20 protein-coding genes are annotated in these 22,090 nt (G+C 29.9%); 9 read left to right on the top strand and 11 right to left on the bottom strand.

Annotation, left to right across the window (positions count from 1 at the left end; genetic code table 11):
• Positions 1-19: 19 nt before the first annotated feature.
• From tuf to HN587_07945, 6 genes are all read right to left on the bottom strand, one after another.
• The gene (tuf, locus tag HN587_07920; protein MBT7903762.1) at positions 20-1,318 is read right to left on the bottom strand and encodes a translation elongation factor EF-1 subunit alpha; all 1,299 of its coding nucleotides are present in this window, start codon (positions 1,316-1,318) and stop codon (positions 20-22) included.
• Between the two features lie 338 nt (positions 1,319-1,656).
• The gene (locus tag HN587_07925) at positions 1,657-3,816 is read right to left on the bottom strand and encodes an elongation factor EF-2 (GenBank protein MBT7903763.1); all 2,160 of its coding nucleotides are present in this window, start codon (positions 3,814-3,816) and stop codon (positions 1,657-1,659) included.
• Positions 3,817-3,989: 173 nt separating this feature from the next.
• Entirely contained in the window at positions 3,990-4,475 is a 486-nt protein-coding gene (gene ndk / locus HN587_07930; protein ID MBT7903764.1) for a nucleoside-diphosphate kinase, read from the bottom strand.
• Positions 4,476-4,734: 259 nt separating this feature from the next.
• Complete coding sequence (locus tag HN587_07935; protein ID MBT7903765.1) at positions 4,735-5,070, bottom strand: hypothetical protein; 336 nt, start codon at positions 5,068-5,070, stop codon at positions 4,735-4,737.
• Between the two features lie 12 nt (positions 5,071-5,082).
• Positions 5,083-5,364, bottom strand: a complete 282-nt coding sequence (locus tag HN587_07940) for a 30S ribosomal protein S28e (GenBank protein MBT7903766.1) — start codon at positions 5,362-5,364, stop codon at positions 5,083-5,085.
• Positions 5,365-5,378: 14 nt separating this feature from the next.
• Complete coding sequence (locus HN587_07945) at positions 5,379-5,726, bottom strand: 50S ribosomal protein L7ae (protein ID MBT7903767.1); 348 nt, start codon at positions 5,724-5,726, stop codon at positions 5,379-5,381.
• A gap of 419 nt (positions 5,727-6,145) precedes the next feature.
• Here HN587_07945 and HN587_07950 point away from each other — a divergent pair, with 419 nt between their 5' ends.
• Positions 6,146-7,045 (top strand): hypothetical protein, encoded by a 900-nt coding sequence (locus HN587_07950; protein ID MBT7903768.1) that lies wholly within the window; start codon positions 6,146-6,148, stop codon positions 7,043-7,045.
• Between the two features lie 54 nt (positions 7,046-7,099).
• Here the strand turns inward: HN587_07950 and HN587_07955 are convergent, their stop codons facing one another.
• Both HN587_07955 and uppS read right to left on the bottom strand, forming a co-directional pair.
• A complete protein-coding gene (locus tag HN587_07955) occupies positions 7,100-7,630 on the bottom strand; it encodes a DedA family protein (protein MBT7903769.1) in 531 nt (176 codons plus the stop codon).
• A gap of 142 nt (positions 7,631-7,772) precedes the next feature.
• Entirely contained in the window at positions 7,773-8,480 is a 708-nt protein-coding gene (uppS, locus tag HN587_07960; protein MBT7903770.1) for a di-trans,poly-cis-decaprenylcistransferase, read from the bottom strand.
• Between the two features lie 115 nt (positions 8,481-8,595).
• On the opposite strand from uppS, the gene HN587_07965 reads away from it, so the two are divergent.
• Positions 8,596-9,459, top strand: a complete 864-nt coding sequence (locus HN587_07965; GenBank protein MBT7903771.1) for a prepilin peptidase — start codon at positions 8,596-8,598, stop codon at positions 9,457-9,459.
• A gap of 411 nt (positions 9,460-9,870) precedes the next feature.
• The gene (locus HN587_07970) at positions 9,871-10,083 is read left to right on the top strand and encodes a DUF1931 domain-containing protein (GenBank protein ID MBT7903772.1); all 213 of its coding nucleotides are present in this window, start codon (positions 9,871-9,873) and stop codon (positions 10,081-10,083) included.
• Between the two features lie 97 nt (positions 10,084-10,180).
• Here HN587_07970 and HN587_07975 read toward each other — a convergent pair whose 3' ends face one another.
• Positions 10,181-10,501, bottom strand: coding sequence for a hypothetical protein (locus HN587_07975; GenBank protein MBT7903773.1), 321 nt, complete (start codon positions 10,499-10,501; stop codon positions 10,181-10,183).
• A gap of 165 nt (positions 10,502-10,666) precedes the next feature.
• Between HN587_07975 and HN587_07980 the strand changes: the two genes are divergently transcribed.
• On the top strand, positions 10,667-13,075 hold the full coding sequence (locus tag HN587_07980) for a hypothetical protein (GenBank protein ID MBT7903774.1): 2,409 nt from the start codon (positions 10,667-10,669) through the stop codon (positions 13,073-13,075).
• Positions 13,076-13,316: 241 nt separating this feature from the next.
• Positions 13,317-14,960 (top strand): thermosome subunit, encoded by a 1,644-nt coding sequence (locus HN587_07985; GenBank protein MBT7903775.1) that lies wholly within the window; start codon positions 13,317-13,319, stop codon positions 14,958-14,960.
• 173 nt (positions 14,961-15,133) lie between these two features.
• On the opposite strand, the gene HN587_07990 is transcribed toward HN587_07985, so the two are convergent.
• On the bottom strand, positions 15,134-16,774 hold the full coding sequence (locus HN587_07990) for a hypothetical protein (GenBank protein MBT7903776.1): 1,641 nt from the start codon (positions 16,772-16,774) through the stop codon (positions 15,134-15,136).
• Positions 16,775-17,220: 446 nt separating this feature from the next.
• On the opposite strand from HN587_07990, the gene HN587_07995 reads away from it, so the two are divergent.
• The 3 genes from HN587_07995 to HN587_08005 all read left to right on the top strand — a co-directional run bounded on the left by HN587_07995 (position 17,221) and on the right by HN587_08005 (position 20,359).
• Positions 17,221-17,964: a hypothetical protein gene (locus HN587_07995; GenBank protein ID MBT7903777.1), complete on the top strand. Its 744-nt coding sequence runs from the start codon at positions 17,221-17,223 to the stop codon at positions 17,962-17,964.
• A 49-nt stretch (positions 17,965-18,013) separates the two neighbouring features.
• Positions 18,014-18,961 carry a hypothetical protein gene (locus tag HN587_08000; protein ID MBT7903778.1) on the top strand — a complete coding sequence of 316 codons (948 nt, stop codon included), beginning with the start codon at positions 18,014-18,016 and terminating at the stop codon, positions 18,959-18,961.
• A 135-nt stretch (positions 18,962-19,096) separates the two neighbouring features.
• Positions 19,097-20,359 carry a Glu/Leu/Phe/Val dehydrogenase gene (locus HN587_08005; GenBank protein ID MBT7903779.1) on the top strand — a complete coding sequence of 421 codons (1,263 nt, stop codon included), beginning with the start codon at positions 19,097-19,099 and terminating at the stop codon, positions 20,357-20,359.
• An 83-nt stretch (positions 20,360-20,442) separates the two neighbouring features.
• Here the strand turns inward: HN587_08005 and HN587_08010 are convergent, their stop codons facing one another.
• Positions 20,443-21,366, bottom strand: a complete 924-nt coding sequence (locus tag HN587_08010; protein MBT7903780.1) for a hypothetical protein — start codon at positions 21,364-21,366, stop codon at positions 20,443-20,445.
• A gap of 205 nt (positions 21,367-21,571) precedes the next feature.
• Between HN587_08010 and HN587_08015 the strand changes: the two genes are divergently transcribed.
• On the top strand, positions 21,572-22,051 hold the full coding sequence (locus HN587_08015) for an Lrp/AsnC family transcriptional regulator (GenBank protein ID MBT7903781.1): 480 nt from the start codon (positions 21,572-21,574) through the stop codon (positions 22,049-22,051).
• The last annotated feature ends 39 nt before the right edge of the window (positions 22,052-22,090 follow it).

Raw genomic sequence — 22,090 nt, forward strand, 5'->3', positions numbered from 1 at the left:
ATAAAAAATTTTAAAAAATTTATTGTTGCATTTTCTTTTCAACAAGATCAATACACATTCCTGCTGCAACTGTTTGTCCTGAGTCACGAATAGCAAACCTACTCATCTGAGGAATGTCTTTTTGTCGCTCAATACATAGTGCCTGTACAGGTTTGATCTTGATAATCGCTGCATCTCCATTTCTAATAAAGTCAGGATTTTCTTCTAAAACTTCTCCAGTTGTTGGATTTAGTTTTTTCTCAATTGCAACGATTCTACAAGCAACTTGTGCTGTGTGAATGTGGAATACTGGTGTATATCCTACAGTCATTACACTTGGATGGTTCAATACAACGATTTGTGCAGTAAACTCAGATGCTACTGTTGGTGGACTAGATACATGACCTAATACATCTCCTCTTGTTGCGTCTTTTTTACCAAGTCCTCTTACTGAGAATCCAATATTGTCTCCTGGTTCAGCTTGTTGCATCTGATCGTGATGCATCTCAATACTTTTTACTTCACCAAGAACTCCTTTACCTTCTCGTCCAGGTACAGCAATAATTTTATCACCAACTTTCATAATTCCTGTTTCTACTTTTCCCACTGGAACTACTCCAATACCTGTAATGTTATAAACATCTTGTAAAGGCAGTCTTAATGGTAATTGTGTAGGTTTATCAGGTTTTTCTAGTTGATCTAATGCTTCTAGAAGTGTAGGTCCTGTATACCAAGGCATATTTTCACTTTTCTTAATAATATTGTCTCCAACTAAAGAAGCAATAGGCAAGAATTTTACTGTATCAGGTTTGTACCCAACCATTTGAAGTAATTTTGATACTTGTTCTTTTACTTCATTAAATCTTGCTTCACTATACTCTACTCCTTTAATATCCATCTTATTAACTGCAATCATAACTTGACCAACACCTAATGTTTTGGATAAAAAGATATGCTCTTTTGTTTGAGCCATTACTCCATCATTAGCAGCAACTACTACTACTGCTGCATCTGCTTGAGATGTTCCAGTAATCATATTTTTAATAAAATCCTTGTGCCCTGGAGCATCGATAATCGTGTATTCGTATTTATCAGTTTCAAATCTTTTGTGAGCTAGGTCAATTGTTACTCCTCGCTCTCTTTCTTCTTTTAAACCATCCATTACGAAAGCGAATTCGAAACCAGATTTTCCAAGTTCTGCTGCTTTCTCTTTTAATTTTCTCATTGCTTGTTCATCAATTGTTCCTGAATCGAACATTAGTCTACCAACAGTTGTACTCTTACCGTGATCTACGTGTCCAATAAAGACAACATTCATGTGGGTTTTATCTTTTGCCATAAAATATCCCTCCGTTTTTATGCATTACGATAATCTTATCCTTTTTTGTGAATTAGACCAACATGTGGCCTTTTAAGTGGGTTTAAACAGTCATTCCGCCCCAACCCCAGATTTAAAAGGATAATGAGTGTATTTAAAAGGTTTTCGTCTTTTAATATGAAAAAAATACTAAAAAACCCTTTTTAACACCCTTACTTGTCTGATTTTGATTTTTGATATGCTCCTTAAAAAATCAGTTAAACAAGGAAATAATAAAAAAATAATAAAAAAATATTAAAATTTAAAAAATATTAAAAAATAATTAACGAATTCAAAAAAAAAAAAAAAATTATTCAAAATTAATCTTTAAGTCCTTTTCTTTGTCGAATCTGTTTTGCAACTTTATCTTGAAGTTCTCCAGGTAATCTTTCGAATGCTTGCTCAACTAAAGAGTAGTTTCCTCGACCACCAGTTGCACTTCTTAAATCATTACTTAGCCCAAACATGTCAGCTACAGGTAATTTTCCAAGAACAGTTACTGAATCTCCTTCTTGAGTCATATCTAATAATTGTCCTCGTTTGTTGCTGATTAATTTACTAATCTCACCCATGTATTCAGTAGGTGCTTCAAATTGTAATGTTTGTACTGGTTCAAATAATACTGGACTTGCAAGCGCCATAGCTGCTCTAATACCCTCTCTTACTGCAGGATAAAGCTGTGCTGGACCTCTGTGAATTGCATCTTCATGTAATTTACAGTCCATTAATCTTATCTTTACTTTTAAGCAAGGTTCATTTGCAACAGGTCCTGTTTTCATTACTGATTCAAACATATCAAGTACAAGTTCCATAATTTCTCCAATGTGAACTATTCCCCTTGTTGCATCAATAAAAACATTCCCATCAAATATATCTCTTACACCTTTAGAAATTTTTGTGTCATAACCAAGTTCCACGAATTTTTTTCCAATTTCTTCATCTTTTTTAGCTCTAACCCTACCAGATCTAATTTCACCTTTTTGAATTGCTTCAACAATAGCAGGCTCTAGTGGTTCAACTCTAAAATATAATTTGTTGTGTTTGTTAGGAGATTTTCCTTCAGCTTCTTCTGTGCTTGGTTTCAAAATACATTCTCTATATACAACAATTGGTGGAGAAGTTTGAATATCAATTCCTTTATCTTTTCTAATTCTATTTTCGATTACTTCTAAATGTAATTCTCCCATTCCACTCATTAAATGCTCTCCAGTTTCTTCATTAATTTCAATGTGAATACTTGGATCTTCTTTTCCTACAATGTGTAAAACTTCGATTAGTTTTGGTAAATCAGCAGGTTTTTTTGCTTCTACTGATTTTGTAACAACCGGATCAAATATGTGTGAGATCTGTTCAAATGGTTCGCATTCCACTGAAGATACTGTTTCTCCAGGACGACTTTTCAAACCACCAACTGCAACAATGTTTCCTGCAGGTACGTGATCTACAATCTCTCTTTTTGCGCCATTCATAACAAATACTTGTTGTAATCTCATATTTTGTTGAGCTTTACTCATATACATTGTATCGCCACGATTTAGCGTTCCCGAAAATAGTCTTCCAGTAGAAATTTCTCCTGCTTGTGGATCTACTACAATTTTTGTAACTACAAAAAATGCAGGCCCATCAGGATTACAAACCATCAATGATTTTCCATCTTCAGATTCTAAATCTCCGTGCCAAATTTTTGGGATTCTATAATTTTGCGCAACAATTGGATTTGGTAAATGTTCAACTACTGCATCAAGAATTACTTGGTGAATTGGAGCTACTTTTTTCAAATCTTTCCAGGTATCATTCTCATAAGCATCAATAATGTCTTTAAAACTTACTTCATGTTTCTTCATGTAAGGAATAGATAATCCCCAATTATGAAATGCACTTCCAAAACAAACACTTCCATCTAAAACATTGTTTTGCCATTTCTCACCGTATTCTTGCTCAGCAATTTTTTTAATAAGTCCATTTACTTGATTAATTATTTTTATGAATCTATCTTGCATAGCTTCAGGAGTTAATTTTACTTCTTTGATTAATCGATCTACTTTATTAATAAATAAAATTGGTTTAACTCTTTCTTTTAGTGCTTGTCTAAGAACTGTTTCAGTTTGTGGCATTACACCCTCTACTGCACAAGCAAGTACAATCGCACCATCAACTGCCCTCATAGCTCGAGTAACGTCACCACCAAAATCTACGTGTCCAGGAGTGTCAATTAAATTAATTAAATAATTATCATCGCCCATCTTGTGAACCATAGATACTGATGCTGAATCAATTGTGATTCCTCGTTCTTGTTCGTCGTCATGAAAGTCAGTAACTCTTGCTTTTCCTGCAAGATCTTCACTCATCATACCTGCACCTGCAAGTAAATTATCTGAGAAAGTTGTTTTTCCATGATCGATGTGAGCACAAATTGCAATGTTTCTAATTAATTTAGGAAACTTCATCGCGTCTAAAACACGTTCACTCATTTTAGCCATTAAATATCACCTTTTAAATTCATATTGATTTGTTAATTTGTTTGATTTTATTATAATTTGATTCTGCTTCAATCATAATTATTTTATTTGAGCATAATCATATTATTTGATCAGCAGTTATTTTCGATCAGCATTATTTTTAAAAAAATAATTTAATTAAACAATTAAATTTCTTAAAACACATGTTTTTCATTTACTGTTTCATATGTATGTAATTCTTCTGCGGAAAACCACAAATTAATTTCATATTCTGCCTCTTCATTGTTTCCTGAAGCATGCACGATATTTTTCATTGCAATTCCTTTACTATCTGCTTGAGAATAACTAATATGAGAATAATCCCCTCGGATAGTTCCAGGTGCTGCACTTTTAGGTTCAGTACTTCCAACAAGTTTTCTTACAAGTTCAATTGAATGAACTCCTTCAAGAACCATTGCAATAACTGGACCTTCAGTAATCATTGCTTCTAAACCAGGATAGAATGGTTTTTCTACATGAGCTTTGTAATGTTTTTTCGAAAGCTCTTTTGTAACCCAAACCATTTTCATACCGACAACTTTAAGGCCAGTTTTTTCGAATCGAGATATAATCTCACCGATGAGTCCTCTCTGAACAGTGTCAGGTTTTAGAGCAATAAATGTTCTTTCTATCATAAAAATCACCTTTTTATTATTAAATTCAATAAATTTTGTTAAATTCAACACAATTTTCCAACAAATTTAGTTAAAATTTATTTTATTCAACAAATTTATTTGAGATTAACAATCATTAATAATCATTAAATAAATAAAAAAAATTTAAATTCATAAAAAAATAAAAAAAATATCAACAACAAACAAATAATTATTAATCAAAGATTTAACAAATTAAATATTTAACAAATTAAATATTTAACAAATTAAATCTAAAATTATATTCTTATTCCTTAGCTGCAGTTGTTTTAGTTTCTGTTTTAGATACTGATTTAGTTTCTGTTACTGGCTTAGTTTCTGTTTTAGGTACTGTTTTAGCGCTTGATTTAGCAACAGGTTTGCTTTTTTTCGCTACTGCAGTTCCTTCTTTCTTCGCTTTTGCAAGTTTTCTCTCTTTAATACTATCTTCAGTCCATCTAATGTTTCTTGGTTTTCTTTTCAATAACAACATATTTTTTTCACATTTTCTACTACAGAAATTTAAGACTCTACCGTCAGTTTTGATATATAATTTACCGCAACCTTGAGCAACTTCTTTTCCGCAAAATGAACAAATAACCATTTTTAAACTCACCTACTTACGTCTACTTTGAAGAGGTCTTGCCTCAATCTCAGTTTCTCGCAGCATTAAGACATCATTTAACTGTACAGGACCTTTAACATTTCTTCTAAGAATTTTGTTTTGATCTCTTCCAGAAAGTACTTTACATCGTACTTGAATTGCTTCCCCTCGAGTTCCTGTTCTGCCGATAATTTCTTCAACTCTAGCAGGAACTGCAAACGTAAAGTTAATTCCGCCCTTACCTGCATCTCTTCCCTTTGAATCTTTTCTTGATTTTGTATCGATTTTAGCCATATTTTAACACCAATTTATTTTGCAAGTTCTGCAAGTAATTGTTTCAATGACTTTTCTGCATCTCCTTCATTAACTACTACTACCGCACTGGTCGGTATTGCAAGTCCTGACGCAGCACCTAATTCTTCTCTAGTTCCTACTTGAATACAAGGCACTTCTTTTTCTTTTGAAAGAACAGGAAGATGCATTACAATCTCAGCTGGACTTACATCACTAGCTATTGCTACTAGTTTTGCTTTTCCTTTTTCGAGAATTTTGGTTACTTCATTTGAACCTTTTTTTACTTTACCGGTTTTTTTTGCAATTTCAACTATTTCATAAACTTTTTCCATAATTTCTTTACTAACTTCTTGACCTACCATTTGTATACACCCCAAATTAGTATTTTACGCAATTTAACTATATTATTACGTGCTTAGATCGTTGGATTAATAGAATATTAACCCTCATTCAGGCTTGATCGCCGTCATAAATCATAGGTAATTTCATAAGAAAAAGTGACTATTTATAAATATTATGGTTAATTATGCCCAACTAGAGGTATTTTAACCAATAATTAAATTCTAACACACAAATTAAAACTCAAAACTTCAGTAATTTTTATATATTTAATAAAATCATACAATCACCACACATCAACAATACAATATCAACAACACAATATATGATAACTATAACAACACAATATATACTAAATATAACAACACAATATGTGCTAATTATACTAACATAATAATAAATAATCAACAATACACAAATCAACATAATAAGGGGGATTTATATGAAACTAAACAAATTAAAATCAATCATTATATTATTAACAATGGTTTGCATAATGGGATTAATGTTTGGCTGTGCAACCAGATATGTTTGCGATGATGGAACAACTTCAACCAGCCCAGAGAAATGTCAAACTAACAATCTAACAGAATCAACAAATACTCAACAAACAAACCCAACAAACACTCAACAAACAAAACCAACAAACACTCAACAAACAGACCCAACAAACACTCAACAAACAGACCCAACAACAACTCCAAAAAATGATGATCCAATCATAAAATTAGAAAATAAACCTCAAATTCTACCTCAGCCAGAACAAAAAGAAGAAATTAAAGAAAAAACTATGACTGCAAAAGCAGTAGAATTATTAGAAAAACATGAAAAAATTGAATCATATTATTATTATTTAGACAGCGGAACTTCTCAAGGTAAAGAAATTTGGGTTAAAGGAGATTTAATTAAAACAAAAAGAGCATCTTCATCTTATACTCCCGCAGAGCGTGTTGACGCAGTTTTTATTGACAGATCAAAACAAACTACAACCGGTTATTGTTATCTAGCAGAAACTGATAGTGATTGTTTAGATGAACGAAGAGGAAAAACATTTGATCTTAATTTTAAAGAAGAAAATATTGTTACTCCATTAGATTTAATAAAATCAATTAAGTACGCTGAAATTATTAGCGAAGAAATGCTTGAAGGAAGAACACTAAAATTAATTCAAACTGATGATAATAAAAAATTTTGGTTGGATAGTTTTTCAGGAATTGTTATGAAGTATCAAAAAATTAAACCTCTTGAAGTAGGCGAAGAAGTGTTAGAAGAACACACATATACAGAAGTTGCAATTAATACCTTAACAACTGATGATGTTAACATTCCCGTAGAAGAATAAAACAAACTAAAACTTCAACAAAAACTTTTAAAATTTTTTATTTTTTTTAAATTATTATATTGCAATTCCAATTAATCCAACAATTAAAAATCGAGTAAATCTACCCAAAAAACTAGTAAACACAAATAATTTCAAATTCATTCTATAAATTCCTAAAACCCAACATAATGGACTATAAGGTATTGGAGTTATTGCACCAATAATAAGTGCCCAAGCACCATACTTATCAAATAATACTTTCCCATTTGCCAAATGTTCTTTACCAAACCATTTTTTAAATTTTCTTTTTCCAATTTGTTTTCCTATTTGATAACCAATAAATCCACCAACACAACTAGCAAAAGCTGCAACAAAAACAACTGCAAAGAAATTTGCGCCACTTATTGCAACTCCAAAAACAAATACGTCAGGAGGTATGGGTTGTAAAAAACCATCAATTATTACTACTAAAAAAAACATAGCAATTAAACCATATGTGCTAACTAATTGCAAAGAAACTGATCTATATTCATAAAAAAATAATCCGCCTAGCGTAAATATTGCTATAACTACAAAACTAAAAAGCATCATTTCTGTTTTATTCATAAAAAATTGCCTCAACCTCTTTTTTTTAAAATTTTTAACACATAAACATTAAAAATATTCGCGCGCATCAAACGAATAGAATACACATCATTTCGCATTAGTATTTTAATTTATCTAAAAATAAATTCAGAAACCAACTTAATTATCTAGAATTATTTTGATAATATTTTATAGATTCAACAAAATCTTTTTCAGTAAAATCTATCCAAAAAATATCAGTAAAATCTATAATTGCATTAGGACTATCCCACAGAAGAAATGTACCTAATTGTTTACTCCTGCCAGTTTTAATTATCAAATCAGGCGGAAGAAAATATGAAGAATATAGATTATCTTTTATTGCTTCTTCATTTATTGCATCAATATCAATTTTATCTGCAAGAATTTTTCTAGAAATCATTTTACAACTATCAACAATTTCTTCTTTCCCATCATAATTTATGCACAAATTTAGAAAAAAATGATCATAATCTTTTGTTTCATCAATAATTTTTTTTATAGGATCAACAACTCGATTTGGAAGGTTATACCATTTACCCAGTATTGAAATTTTAATTTTATTATCATGAACCAATTCATTATGGGCCAAAACATTAAACTGTTCAACCAAAGAATCAATTATTTCAGTAAAATATTCTGAATCTGATACTTTACTTGTTAATAAATAAACGGTGGTGAGTGGAATTTCATATTTTAGTTGAAGTTCAATTATTTCATTTAATTTGGCAAACACATATTTGAATGTAGTTTGTATATCAACTTCATTTTTGGAAGCCCACCCTAAATGTCCACTAGCAGTTAATGCTACGTGTTTTGGCATTTTTTCTGGTTTTAATCTTGGTTTAAACATGATACTCCTCTAAAAAAAAACTCTAAAAAAAAAACATAACAATCTCAATTTATATAATATACTATTTCACAATAATAACATAAGTTATTAAATATTTAAAGTTTATCATGAATTTATGATATTTGAAGTGTTTGCATATTCTTTAATATTTCTAGCTTTAATAGTTGGAAGTTATTCTGATTTCAAAATTCGCGAAGTTGCAGATTGGATAAGCTATGGCCTTGTCTTTGCAGGATTAGGTTTAAGAATTATTTTTTCACTTATAACTTCCAATCCTTGGTTTATTTATGAAGGACTAATTGGATTCACAGTATTACTTGCATTCGCACTCATCATGTTTTATACAGGCCAATGGGGTGGAGGAGATAGCAAAATATTAATTGCAATGGGCGCAGTTATTGGAATCAAATTAACAACCACAACATTCTTAATTGGTTTTTTCATCAACTTAGTTATTTTCGGAGCAATTTATGGATTTGGTTATTCTCTTTACTTAGTTTACAAACATAAAGACAGATTTAAAGAAGCATTTATTCAAATAATAAAAGATCAAAAAATAGAACAAATAATTTTTGGAGGAGTAGCACTTCTCGTCGGAATAACTGCATTTTTAGTACCAAAAGAATACTTAATCGGACTCATTGGAATTTCCATTCTAATTATCACATCTTACTTTGCAATAGCATATCTTAAAGCAGTAGAATTAAGCGCAATGATAAAAGAAGTTAGTCCGGAAAAACTAACAGAAGGAGATTGGATTGTTGATGATGTAATTGTTAATAAAAAAATAATTTGCGGACCTAAAGATTTAGGAATTGAACAACACCAAATAGATACGTTAATTGCATTAAAGAAAAAAAAGAAAATAAATTTAATTACAATAAAAGAAGGAATTCCATTCATTCCAAGTTTTTTATTAGCATTTATTTCAACATATTTTTGGGGTAATTGGTTATTTATTTATTTACAAATTTTATAATTATAGTTTATAATTTAAATTTAGATATTCTTAATTAAACATTAAAATTAATCAATTAAAAACAACCACTCACTTTTCTGATTCACCACTCACAAGCCCTGAAACATCAAAATCATACTAATCTAAGCAAAACCTTTATATACCACTTCAAATTCTGTTAAAAACAACCATATGGTGTTTTAAGTGGTTTAAGGGGGTCTTAAACAAATACTTAGAATAAATATAAAAATATAAGATATTAATTTCGAGGTGATATATATGGCAGATATTTTAGTAGTAAAAGCAAAAATTAAAGACGCATGTCCAGGATGTAATGTTGCTGGAGATTTAGCTGAAGCTCTTAGTAAAAAAGTAGAAGCTGCAATTTCTGACGCAGTAAGTCGTGCTGAAGCTAATCAAAGAAAAACTGTTATGGCAAAAGACGTTCCTTTTGGATTTGCTTGTGCAAGCAAACACGGAGAGAACTTAATTGTTAAAGCAAAAATTAAAGAAGCTGCAAAAGGCGCTAATGTTGCAGGAGATCTTGCTGAAACATTAAATTGTTACGCACATTGTTTACTTAAAGCTGCTTGCGAAAGAGCTGAAGGAAATCAAAGAAAAACAGTTATGGCAAAAGATTTATAAAATTTTTAACCTAATTTTTTATTTTTTTTCTTATCTTTTTTTAAAAATTAATTCTAATTAAAAAAGTTTAAACACAAAAAAATCGTTCAATTTAATTTTATTGTAACTTCTCTAAATCTTTTATTTTCTCGAGTAGAATACGATTTTCTTCTTGATATTTTTGAAGTTGTAATTCTCTATGATCATTTTTTGAACTTTGTTTAAGCGCAGTTTTAAGAATAATCTCATTTTGTTCACGTAACGAATTAAGTTCATCAAGTCTAACTTTAAGCTCATGAGAATAATAATCTATCATTTCATTAAATCTTCTTGCGGAAACATCCGAATTTACTTTTTCCTTAATAGGCTTAACAACTGATCTTGATTTAACTTTCAAACCCTGTTTTTTCTTTTTTCTACCAAATAATGATTCAATCATATAAACTGTGATCTTTAGAATATATTTAAGAATTTCTTTTAAGTTATGCCAAAATTAAAATAAAACCAACAAGTTACAATTATTTACAGTTATTTAATAAATTCGTATTTATTTAGTGAATATAACATTATTTAAAATTTAAAAACAACCTAATTCAAGAAATTCATGGCTGATAATAAAAAATCAAACAAACCAGCGGATGATGAAAAAACAAGCGAATTCTTAGAAATTGGAATGGGTAAACGAGGAATTGTTGATCCAGAAACTTTTTTTAATGCAGCAGCAGATCATTTCAACTTACATGACAGACCAGATTATGAAGAACTAAGAACAAAATATTTAGAACATGAAGCAACCAGACCAAAAAATTCTGAATTAGAACAAATTATGATTGAAGAGCAATTACCCCCTCCCTCTGAGGAAATAACAATTTTCCCTCAAGGGTATTTAGATCATTCTGACGTTCTTGATTTTGATTGGGACTTCGCAGGTTCTCCCGAAGATAAAAGATTACGAGAAGATCCAAACTTTCTTGGTGAATGGGTCAGAATTAAAGAAGAAAAAGCAGCTCAAAGAGATCTTGATTCCATCGTACTTGAAAAATCAAAAAGAGATACTAACCAATTAGATTCTAAATTAAATCAAGAATTAGCACTAAAATTAGGTGCAAAAACAAATTACGAATTAGATTACGAATTAGAAAAAACAAGCAAAAATAATAATTCAAAAAGAAACATCATTAGAGTTGGAAAACAAATGTATTCCCGACCAGTATTAACCACCGGAGCAATTCATGCGGTGGCAATTTCAGGAATATTTGCTGCAAATTATTTTGGAATTTATTTAAATCCCCTAATTGATTTATCAGATTTAGGTTTTGATACTGCTACAACTCAAACGCAATTAGGACTAATACCATTTCAAATTAGCATTCCTTCATTCCTCAGTCTTTATGTTTTAAATCAAACAAAAGGAATAATTAATTTAGCTCTTGTCACAAAAAGTTGGACAAATGCATTATTGTTTAGATATCAAGCAAAACAAACAGATTTAGAAAAATTAATAGAATTAGATCCCAAAAGAATTTCATACAGATTAAGACTCGCAGAAGTGCATCACAAATATCAAGATAGTTATGGAGTTTTAGAACAAGTTTATTTTGCAACAAAAATAGCAACTGAAAAAAAATCAGAAGTTACTTCTTTTGATATGTTAGCAACTAAAATGTGGTTTGCTAGAAGAAAATTAAGACGCCATACTTTTTTAGATATTGCAACTAAATTATTACAACTTCAATTAAAAGAAGATTATTCGGGCGCAATAAAAGTTTGGCAAGAAATTATTGCAAAACGACCTACTGACTATAATTTAAGAATATTTTATGCTCAATCTCTTGAATTAATGAAAAAACAAAAACTTGCAGACACTCAATGGAAAATTGCAATTGATCAAATAGAAACTGAAAAATTAAATTCAAGCGATAGTGTTGGTGGACGAAATTTAGTGTTAAGAATTGGAGATAATGATTATGTGAGAAAAACTTTATTATTCAAAACTCATGCAGATCCGAAAAATCCAAATTCAAAAAAAGAAATTCAAGATCTTGAAGCACAACTTCTAGAAGAAAATAATAAAACAAAAATTTTTAGAGAATATTTGCCACCTCAAGTCGCTGATTGTTTAGATGTGCGCAGATTTAATGATAGATTAACACTTGTTTTAAAAATTGCAGGTAATGAAAGTTTATATGATTTATTAGCAAAAAGATCTCAAAAAAGTTTAGTTCGCGCGATTAATGAAAATAGTTCAAAACCAGTTTTTGATCTTTCTAATAGAGAACATATTTATGGACATCTTGAAGAAAGCGTAAAGTTACTCGCTCAAATCCACAATAAAGGATTTAATGCTGAGCAAGATGAAACTTTTTCTTTAGATGATATTGTTCAAAAAAACTTATATTATTTTACAGAGAGAATACATAATTTATTTTTAAACTCATTTGACAACGATCCAGATTTTAATATATCTTCCGAAACTAAAAATAAAATAACACACGCATATTTTGCAGTTAATAATTTTTTAGTTACTCTTCCAAGAGATTATTATAAAGATCACAACCCAAAAAATATTTTACTAGGATTTTTTGGAAATGTTATGGCAATTGATTTTGAAGGAAATAAAAAATTACCTTGTCAACTTGATTTAGTTAGTTTATTAGAATTTGGATCAAATTATGTGAGTGAAAAAGATAAAAGAACTCTTTTAGACATTTATGTGAAAACTAGATCAAAAGAAGGCCAAAATATGGATGAGTTTTTTTTAATGGGATATTATGCTTCCTCAATTCAAAGAAATTTAGAATTATTTGCGTATAGATCAAGAGATAAATTAAGAGCAAAATATTCACATGAAAAATTTGCACTTAGATTTGAACAAGAATATCATTTAATGCAAGCAAGGGATAGTTGTGAAAGTTTAATTCAAATGTATTCTCAACTAGGCCAATCAGATGAGGCAAAAAATGTATTACTCCTACGACAACAACTTAGCGAAATTGAAATAGTAAAAAATTAAAATAAAAGACAATAAAAAAACAAAAATAAATAATAATGCAGAACAATAAATAATATTGCACAACCACGAATAATAATGTATAACAATAAATAATAATCATAAAAGACTAAACCTTTTTCTTCTATTAGCGAAACCTTTAAATATGACCAAAAATAGCTTAAAACCAGCTTAAAAACGCTAAATCATACACTTAAAGAGTGTAAAATCACAATTCAAACCATTTTTAGGGGGTAAAAATAAAATGTCAGGAAAAGAAATACAACCAATTTTTATTCTTCCAGAGGGAACTCAAAGGAGTACAGGAAGAAACGCTCAAAGAACAAATATCATGGCAGCTAAATTAGTTGGCGAAACAGTTAGAACCACTCTAGGTCCAAAAGGAATGGATAAGATGATTGTTGATAGTCTTGGAGATGTAATTATCACTAATGATGGAGTTACAATTCTAGAAGAAATGCAAATTGAACATCCCGCAGCAAAAATGCTTGTTGAAGTTGCAAAAACTCAAGAAGCAGAAGTTGGTGATGGAACGACCACAGTAGTTGTTCTTGCAGGCGAACTTTTAAAACGTGCAGAAGATTTACTCGAACAAGATATTCATCCAACAGTTATTGCTAAAGGATATAGAATGGCTGCAGAAAAAGCAAATCAAATTCTTGAGACAATTGCAGAACCAATTTCCAGATCTGATACTCAAACACTAAAACAAATTGCGATGACTGCAATGGTTGGTAAAGGTGCTGAAAGTTCTAAAGAAAAACTTGCAGATTTAATTGTTCACGCAGTTGACAATATTACTGAAGAAAATAATAACGAAATAGTTATTGATGCTAACAATATAAAACTTGAAAAGAAAGTAGGCGGAGCAGTTGATGATACAGAACTAATTCAAGGAATTGTTCTTGATAAAGAAAAAGTTCATCCTGAAATGCCTTGCAGTGTAGAAAATGCAAAAATTGCATTAGTTGATTCTTCTCTTGAAATAAAAAATACTGAAATCGACGCTAAAATTCAAATTACAGATCCAAATCAATTACAAGCTTTTTTGGATATGGAAGAAAAAATGCTAAGAGACATGGTAGATAATGTTGCAAATAGTGGTGCAAATGTACTTTTATGTCAAAAAGGAGTTGATGATTTAGCTCAACATTTTTTAGCAAAAAAAGGAATTTATACAGTAAGACGAGTTAAAAAAAGTGATATGGAAAAATTAAGTCGTGCAACTGGTGCTAAAATTGTCAGCAAACTATCTGAATTAAAAGAATCAGATCTTGGTAACGCAGGAATTGTTGAAGAGAAAAAAGTAGGCAATGAAGAAATGACATTCATTAAAGAATGTAAAAAAGCAAAATCAGTTACTATTTTAATTAAAGGCGGAACTGAACATGTAATTGCAGAAGTTAAACGCGCAGTTGAAGATGCGATAGGAGACGTTGCAGCAGCATTAAGAGTTGGAAAAATTGTTGCAGGCGCAGCATCATCAGAAGTTGAAGTTGCAAAAGAATTACGAAAATTTGCTGAAAGTCTTAGTGGTCGCGAACAATTAGCAGTAGGTGCATTTGCAACTGCTCTTGAGATTATTCCAAGAACTCTTGCAGAAAATGCAGGTCTTGATCCGATTGATGTGTTAACTAATCTTAAATCAGCACATGATAGCGGCAAAAAATGGGCAGGCATTGATGTTTTCTCAGGAAAAGTAATTGATGCTAAAGCTGAAGGAATAATTGAACCTTTAAAAATTAAAAGTCAAGCAGTTAGTAGTGCTAGCGAAGTTGCAATAATGATTCTTAGAATTGATGATGTGATTGCAGGCAGCGCAAGTGGTCCTGGTCCAGGAGGTCCTCCAATGATGCCTCCAGGAATGGGTGGAATGCCTGACATGTAAGTTAAAATAAATTTTATCAAAAACTAACTTTTAATGTAACTATTTAAAAAATTTTTATTATCTATTTTCTTATTTCTTTTTTTTATTAATTTAATAAATTAGAATAAAAATAACCAACAAAAGTAAAAAAAATTAAAAATAATAATTAAAAAAATTTAAAAAATAAATTCAGTTTAATGTTGTCGTCCAAGCATACTCCAAACAAGGTTATCATCCCCAACTTGTGCAAGTTCAGGATGTTTTGAAAGAACATATGCTCGAGCTTGAGTAATTCCTTCTGAATCAATAACATTTCCACCAAAAACAAAATGATAGTTTAATGCTCTTTGAGGATTTGCTTCAATTAACGCAGTTCTAAATTCAGCTAATCTTTCATGCCCAAATTTTAACGCAACTCGATAACATTTTTCAACACTTGCAAGATCAGCACCAAAAGATTCAACATATAAATCAATTGCTAATGGATCTTTCTCACTCAACATCAAATCCGATTCAACCCCTTTTGAATCAAAAACTTTTAAACGTACTTGAGTTAAAAACTCTAAATCAACTGAACCATCACCCGACAAATGTAATCGATACGCTCGTTCAGGATCACTTTCTTCAAACAAATAACTTAATTGTCGATCATGATCGGTAACACCTAATCTTCCAAACATATCTGCAGCTTTTTTTGGATCTTCTTCTATTAATTGTTTTGCACCTGCTAAAACAACTTGAGGATAATTTTTACCATATCCATGTTCTTTAAATAATTCATCAGAAGAATTAGAACCAACCAATTCTTTTGCAAATTGCAAATATTCAGGTCCAACATATTCCGATTGAGAAAATGCAACTAATAAATTATATGATTTTGAAAGTCGATCTTCTTGTTTCATCAAATGCAACGCATATAATTTAAATCCTTCTTTATCAACTAGTCTAGTAACTGTTTGACCTGATTTTTTTTCTCTAAATTCAGAACTTGGATCATCACCACTTTCAGCATATGCTTTTCTTGCTCGAGCTAACAAGTCTAATTTTGATTCATCATCAGTTAATCTTGTTTGATGAACTGTTGCTCTTGCTCTTGCTTTTTGATATACCATTGAAGGCGCAATATAAACTGCTAATTCTATTGCTCGCACATTTAATATTTCTTTTTCTGCAACTGAATCCATTTCATAATTTGTATCCAAAGAAATCGCCTCAAACACAAATCTTAATTCGCGAGACGTAATAAATTCTAAAACATGTTCTCGATTCAACAATTTCTTTGCAAGACCCAACAATTCATGCACTCTACCTGCAGATTTATAACAATTCAATGTAAACATAGGATTTTTACTAAATTGTTTATCCCCTAATGCTTTAATTGCATCTTTATCACCTAATTCACGATAAAAACCAAATGAACTTTCTGGATCAACTTCTTCTGCAGCTCGTGCAAATAATCTTTGATCAATTGATTTTTGAACTTTATTTTGTTCACAATTTATTTTTCTCACCAATGATTCTCGATCATCTTTAACTTGAACTAGTCTCCCAATTAATCCACTCCTCAAAGAATTATCCTCATCAAGTATTAAAAATTTTAAACCACTATTCATTGCTTCGTATGCTGCCATCAATACATGAGATTGCCCTTGTTCAACCATGGCAGACATATACCCTCCAAGCAATTCTCTTGATTGATCATGAGATAAACCTTTTTCTTGAATGGTATTTTCAAGTCCACTTGGATAAAATCCAAAACTAACCATTTGTTCTCCTAAAACTCTAAATGGATCTTTACTTTCTAACCTATCTTCTACACCTGGATCATCAGCCATTTTTTTACCCTCTAAAAAAATATATTATTCTATTTTTAATAAATATAAATTCATTTTATGATAAATATAAATTAGCACACTCATTTAAAATAATTTGTTCTATTCATAATATAACTTTTAAAAACAAAACATAAACCAACACCAAAACATAACCTCAAAACATAAACCCAAAAATAAACTAAACCATAAAATCCCAAACATAAAACCAAATAACCCCCCTACCAACAACAATTTTGACCACATAAACAACAATCACAAACACACATCACCTAACCCATTCTCTCCGTCCACAAACCACTTAAAAAGCAAAGCTTTATAAATATAAAAATATAAGTATTTAAAAATATAGATTAAATTATATTTAATAAAGATATAATAAGAATCAATAAAAAACAAATAAATTTTTCATTTAATTTAATATTCGTTTAAAAAAAGAGGTGTTTATCATGGCAGAAGATGAAGAGTATGCTATTGTTTCTCAAAAAGAATTTTCTGGATTAAAAAAAGAATTGGAAAAATTTAAGAAAAATCCATTTTCTAGTGCTAAAGAAGGCGAGTCATTGCAAGATTCTATTTCAGGTTTAAATTCTAGTTTAACTACCATGATGGAAGTTTTTAAAACTGCTGCAGATGAAATGAAAATAGAAGAACATGACACTGAACTCGTAACAAAACAAATGGGACCTATTAAAGAACAGCTTGATATGTTAATTGAACAAAATCAAAAAATTGCTAAGGGTATTGTTGCAATTGCAGATATGGTTCGTGAAAAATTTGAAGAAATGGATAAAACATTATCAGAATTCAAAAACTCACATCCAAATGATTCTGCAAAACCAAAAGCTCCAATTCCTCCACCTCAACCAAGTCTTCCCCCTTTATCAGGCGGACCAGCACCCGATTTTGGAAACCCTACACAAAATAATAATCAATTCCCACCTCAAGGAATGCCCCCCGGACCTGCACCAGATTTTGGAGCGCCTATGCCTGACAACAATCAATTTGGACCTCCAGGCAATTTTGCACCTCAAGGAGCACCAGACCTTCCACCTTTAGATGGACCTGGAATGCCACCCGAAATGCAACCTCCTCAAAACATGGCACCACAGGGTATGCCCCCAGGACCAATGAATGCACCACCTCAAGGAGCACCTGAAAAGAAATCACTATTCGGCGGACTCATGAAATAATTTTTTATTTCTTAAATTTTTATAATTAAAATTTTAAAACTTAATTAAAATGGATCAAGTAGAACCTAAAAAAAAAATTAATCCTAAAAGAATTAAACACTACATTAATGCATTAGCACTAGCTTGCAAAAAAACTGCTGAAAAACGTCAATTAAAAAGTCAAATTTCAAAAAAACTCTTAGAACTTAAAGAAGTTGCAATGCATAAAGATAGTTCTAAATCAGATCTTTATGGACATATAAAAGAACTTGAAACTCAATTATCTAAAGTTTTAAAGGATGAAAAAGAATTAATTACCGAACAACGTGAAGAACATAACATGATTAATTTATTAAAAGAAAAAATTGAAGAATTAAATAATCGTGTTGAACAAATTAACTCACCCTCAAAAACACGAAAAAACAATTTAGATTTAGAAAAAAATACAATCGACATTAACAAAATAGAAAATAAAATTCTTGAAAAAATTGAAGTAAGAGAAAGTAAATTTCAAAAAAAAGTTGATGAAATTGATGATATTCGTGCAGAATTAACCAATCTTGAAAAAACGCATTCTCGTCTTGCAAGTTCAGGTTCACACCCAGAAGAACACATCAATAAATTAAAAGAAATTATTAATTCTCATAAAGCAGCAATTAATGAAATAGAAAAATCAAAAATCAAAGCAATACCTAAACTAGAATTAAAAATTCCTCACGACGTTAATAAAAAAGTTAAAAAAATAACAAAAAAAAAGCTTGCAACAAAAAGCTCTAATAAAAAACAGACAATAAAACAAAAACCAACTGTACTTAAATCAAAATCATCAATTAAATCAAACATAATCACCAAACCAAACTCAACAACAAAACCTAAATTACCCCAAATCTCAAATCCAACAACTAAAATCAAATCATCCAAAAAAACAACCTCAACAATTAAAGTTAATTCAAAAAAAATAGAAATTAATACCACAACCAAAACAAATTCAACTAAAAAGAGTACTGCCAAAAAATAGAAGTATATCGCAGCTCAACCAAATCTATATAAATATAGAATTCTTTCAAAATAATTAATCAATCAAATTATCTTACTAAAAATTAAAATATAGATTAAAATTAATAAATTTAAAATCTAACAGGAGGAGATTATAATGAGCAAAATTAACCCATTTCAAGACACAATAAATAGAATTAATGATATTCTTACACAAATAGAATCAATTGATGAGCTTAAAATTTCAACTCAAGAAGCAAGCATATTATTCCAACCTAAACGAGTTTTATCAGTTAATTTTCCAGTTAAAACTAGCCTTGGTTTAAAAATTATCAATGGCTACAGAGTTCAATATAATGACGCATTAGGACCGACCAAAGGAGGAATACGTTTCCACCAAGATGTTGATATTAATGAAGTAAAAGCGCTCGCTTTATGGATGGCTTTAAAAAATTCAGTTATGCAACTACCTTTTGGAGGAGGAAAAGGAGGAGTTACTTTTGATCCTCACGAATATACAACAGACGATATTGAAAAAATTTCTAGAGAATTTGTAAAACAACTTCATTTATTTATAGGTCCAAAAATTGATATTCCCGCACCTGATGTAAATACAACACCACAAATTATGGGTTGGATTAATGACGAATACAATAAAATTAAAGGAAAACATCTTCCAGGAGTAATTACGGGAAAACCAATTATTGCAGGAGGAAGTTTAGGACGGGGTTATGCAACCGCACTTGGTGGTGCATTTGTTTTACGTGAAGCACTAAAAAAGAAAGGGTTAAGTGATGTTACCGTTGCAATTCAAGGTTTTGGTAATGCAGGAAGTCACATGGCAAGAATCTTAAGTGAATGGGGCCATAAAATTGTGGCAGTTAGTGATCGTCATGGCGCAATTTATCAAGAAAATGGACTTAACATATCAGAAGTAACAGAACACAAACACAAAACTAAAAGTGTAAAAGATTTTCCAAACACAAAACAAATGTCTAACGAAGATCTTTTAGAATTAGAAGTTGATGTTTTAGTTCCCGCAGCACTAGAAAATGTAATTACTGAAAATAATGCATCAAAAATTAAAGCTAAATTAATTATTGAACTGGCTAACGGACCAATAACACATAATGCAGAAAAAATTCTTGATAAAAATAATATTGAAGTTTTCCCAGACATTTTAGCAAATGCCGGAGGCGTTACTGTTAGTTATTTTGAATGGGTTCAGAATAATCAAGGATATTATTGGGATGAAGAAGAAGTTAATCAAAAACTTGAGAAAAAAATGATTGAAGCATTTAATAGAATTTATGATCTAGTGAATACACATAAAAATAATAAATTTAGCTATAGAACTGCAGCATATATTCTTGCAATCAAGCGAATCATCGACGGTGAAAAAGCTCGAGGCAGAATATGAATAAATAAATTATCTAGCTTAAATCAAAAACATAAAAACTAAAATTTTAAAAAAAATTATTTTAAATTTTTTATTACTTTTTCTTACATTTTAATTCCAAGTATTGGCCCATTTAAATCAAACGTACTTTCAACTACAAAATTAAGATACATTATAACTTTTAAATCGTTTTTTCCAAATTTAGATTCTCCCAATATTTGTTCAAATCGTTTTTGCAATAAATATCTTTGTTTACCAAATAATACAAATGAATCTAGGTCAAAATTAAAATATAATTCATAAAACATTTTAAAAAATTTATTTGTTTGCTTAAACAATCCAATAACTTGAGAAGATAACAACTCCCCTTTAATTTTATGTTCAGAAAGATAACTGGAAATATCCCTATACATATCAGATATTTTTTCTAATTGTTCCACAATAAAATATCCAGGTCCAGTTCTTTTATAATTTTTATTTCCAACAGTATTTAGAATTCTTCGACAAAAATCTGCTATTTTATTTACATCCTTATCAATTAAAACAATTGAAGTAAGCCAGTCATAATCTTTATTCACCACCGCTTCAATTATGTGTTCACTTGTTTGAATAATAATCCTCATCATCCGTCGCATCATAACTTCATAATCTGTTGATTCTAAATTACTCACTTTTTTAAAAACTAAATAATTTTTCCCCTGATCTACTACTTCAAATCCAATAAATTCTTCTCGAATTACTTCTTTAACTTGTTTGAGTTCTAAAAGTGTAGAAAATCTAACTTCTACTTCACAATATCCACTTTTATACAATGCACCAAGAATTCGTTTTATCATAGGGTTTTTCCCACTAACGTCAACTTCAATACGACCATAATCAGGCGCTTTATCTAAATTAATAATAAGTGAGGATTTGTGTTCTATTAAGTTTAATTCATCACCCTTCTTAACTCCATATTGTCTCACCCACTTGCAGGGTAAGCTCAGAACATGTGTTTTACCAGCAAGTTGTATTACTTTTCGTTTCATATTAATACAAGGCTAAACAGGCCAAATATTTAAACGTTTCTAAATTATATAAAAAAGAATCAAATATATAATTATAAGTTACTATATAAGTTTTAAGAATTAATTATATAAGCTTTAGAATCTTATACCTCCTTAAAATAAACTTAAAACAAACTAAAAAAATAAAAAAAATAATTTAAAAAAAAGCAAAAAAAGAGGGATAAAAATGAATCAATATATTGATAAAAAAGATTTAGAAATCATTAGTTGTTTACGAAATAATGCAAGAACTCCACTTACAACAATAAGCAAAACCACAAAGGTCCCAATATCAACTATCCACGACAAACTTAAACTTCAAAAAATCCATGCGTTAAAAAAGAATGTTGCTTTAATTGATTTTAATAAAATTGGATTTAATTGTATCACAAAAATTTTTGTAAAAACCGAAAAAGAGACTAAACTAAAACTTAGACAACATCTTTTAAACCACACAAATGTTAATAGTTTATTTCAAGTCAATAATGGATTTGATTATTTTTGTGAAGGAATCTTCAAAAATTTAAGAGAGGTTGAAGAATTCATTGACGAATTAGATAATAAATTCACAATTAAAGATAAACAAGTTTATTATGTTTTAGAAGAAATAAGTCGAGAAAACTTTTTATCAAATCCAGATCATATCTACACTGCACTCAGAAATTAAAACTAAATAACTTAAATTCAAAAGATAAAAATTACGGCT

This window comes from Candidatus Woesearchaeota archaeon (assembly GCA_018675335.1).
Taxonomy (GTDB): domain Archaea; phylum Nanobdellota; class Nanobdellia; order Woesearchaeales; family UBA11576; genus JABJCP01.

What these genes read in the sequence shown, in the direction of transcription:
- HN587_07995 (MBT7903777.1), top strand. Translation starts at nt 17,221, where the DNA reads ATGGCAGAAGATGAAGAGTATGCTATTGTTTCTCAAAAAGAATTTTCT.
- HN587_07950 (MBT7903768.1), top strand. Translation starts at nt 6,146, where the DNA reads ATGAAACTAAACAAATTAAAATCAATCATTATATTATTAACAATGGTT.
- HN587_08015 (MBT7903781.1), top strand. Translation starts at nt 21,572, where the DNA reads ATGAATCAATATATTGATAAAAAAGATTTAGAAATCATTAGTTGTTTA.
- HN587_07990 (MBT7903776.1), bottom strand. Translation starts at nt 16,774, where the DNA reads ATGGCTGATGATCCAGGTGTAGAAGATAGGTTAGAAAGTAAAGATCCA.
- HN587_07970 (MBT7903772.1), top strand. Translation starts at nt 9,871, where the DNA reads ATGGCAAAAGACGTTCCTTTTGGATTTGCTTGTGCAAGCAAACACGGA.
- HN587_08005 (MBT7903779.1), top strand. Translation starts at nt 19,097, where the DNA reads ATGAGCAAAATTAACCCATTTCAAGACACAATAAATAGAATTAATGAT.
- HN587_07940 (MBT7903766.1), bottom strand. Translation starts at nt 5,364, where the DNA reads ATGGCTAAAATCGATACAAAATCAAGAAAAGATTCAAAGGGAAGAGAT.
- HN587_07945 (MBT7903767.1), bottom strand. Translation starts at nt 5,726, where the DNA reads ATGGTAGGTCAAGAAGTTAGTAAAGAAATTATGGAAAAAGTTTATGAA.
- HN587_07975 (MBT7903773.1), bottom strand. Translation starts at nt 10,501, where the DNA reads ATGATTGAATCATTATTTGGTAGAAAAAAGAAAAAACAGGGTTTGAAA.
- HN587_07955 (MBT7903769.1), bottom strand. Translation starts at nt 7,630, where the DNA reads ATGAATAAAACAGAAATGATGCTTTTTAGTTTTGTAGTTATAGCAATA.
- HN587_07985 (MBT7903775.1), top strand. Translation starts at nt 13,317, where the DNA reads ATGTCAGGAAAAGAAATACAACCAATTTTTATTCTTCCAGAGGGAACT.
- tuf (MBT7903762.1), bottom strand. Translation starts at nt 1,318, where the DNA reads ATGGCAAAAGATAAAACCCACATGAATGTTGTCTTTATTGGACACGTA.
- HN587_08000 (MBT7903778.1), top strand. Translation starts at nt 18,014, where the DNA reads ATGGATCAAGTAGAACCTAAAAAAAAAATTAATCCTAAAAGAATTAAA.
- uppS (MBT7903770.1), bottom strand. Translation starts at nt 8,480, where the DNA reads ATGTTTAAACCAAGATTAAAACCAGAAAAAATGCCAAAACACGTAGCA.
- HN587_08010 (MBT7903780.1), bottom strand. Translation starts at nt 21,366, where the DNA reads ATGAAACGAAAAGTAATACAACTTGCTGGTAAAACACATGTTCTGAGC.
- HN587_07925 (MBT7903763.1), bottom strand. Translation starts at nt 3,816, where the DNA reads ATGGCTAAAATGAGTGAACGTGTTTTAGACGCGATGAAGTTTCCTAAA.
- HN587_07935 (MBT7903765.1), bottom strand. Translation starts at nt 5,070, where the DNA reads ATGGTTATTTGTTCATTTTGCGGAAAAGAAGTTGCTCAAGGTTGCGGT.
- HN587_07965 (MBT7903771.1), top strand. Translation starts at nt 8,596, where the DNA reads ATGATATTTGAAGTGTTTGCATATTCTTTAATATTTCTAGCTTTAATA.
- HN587_07980 (MBT7903774.1), top strand. Translation starts at nt 10,667, where the DNA reads ATGGCTGATAATAAAAAATCAAACAAACCAGCGGATGATGAAAAAACA.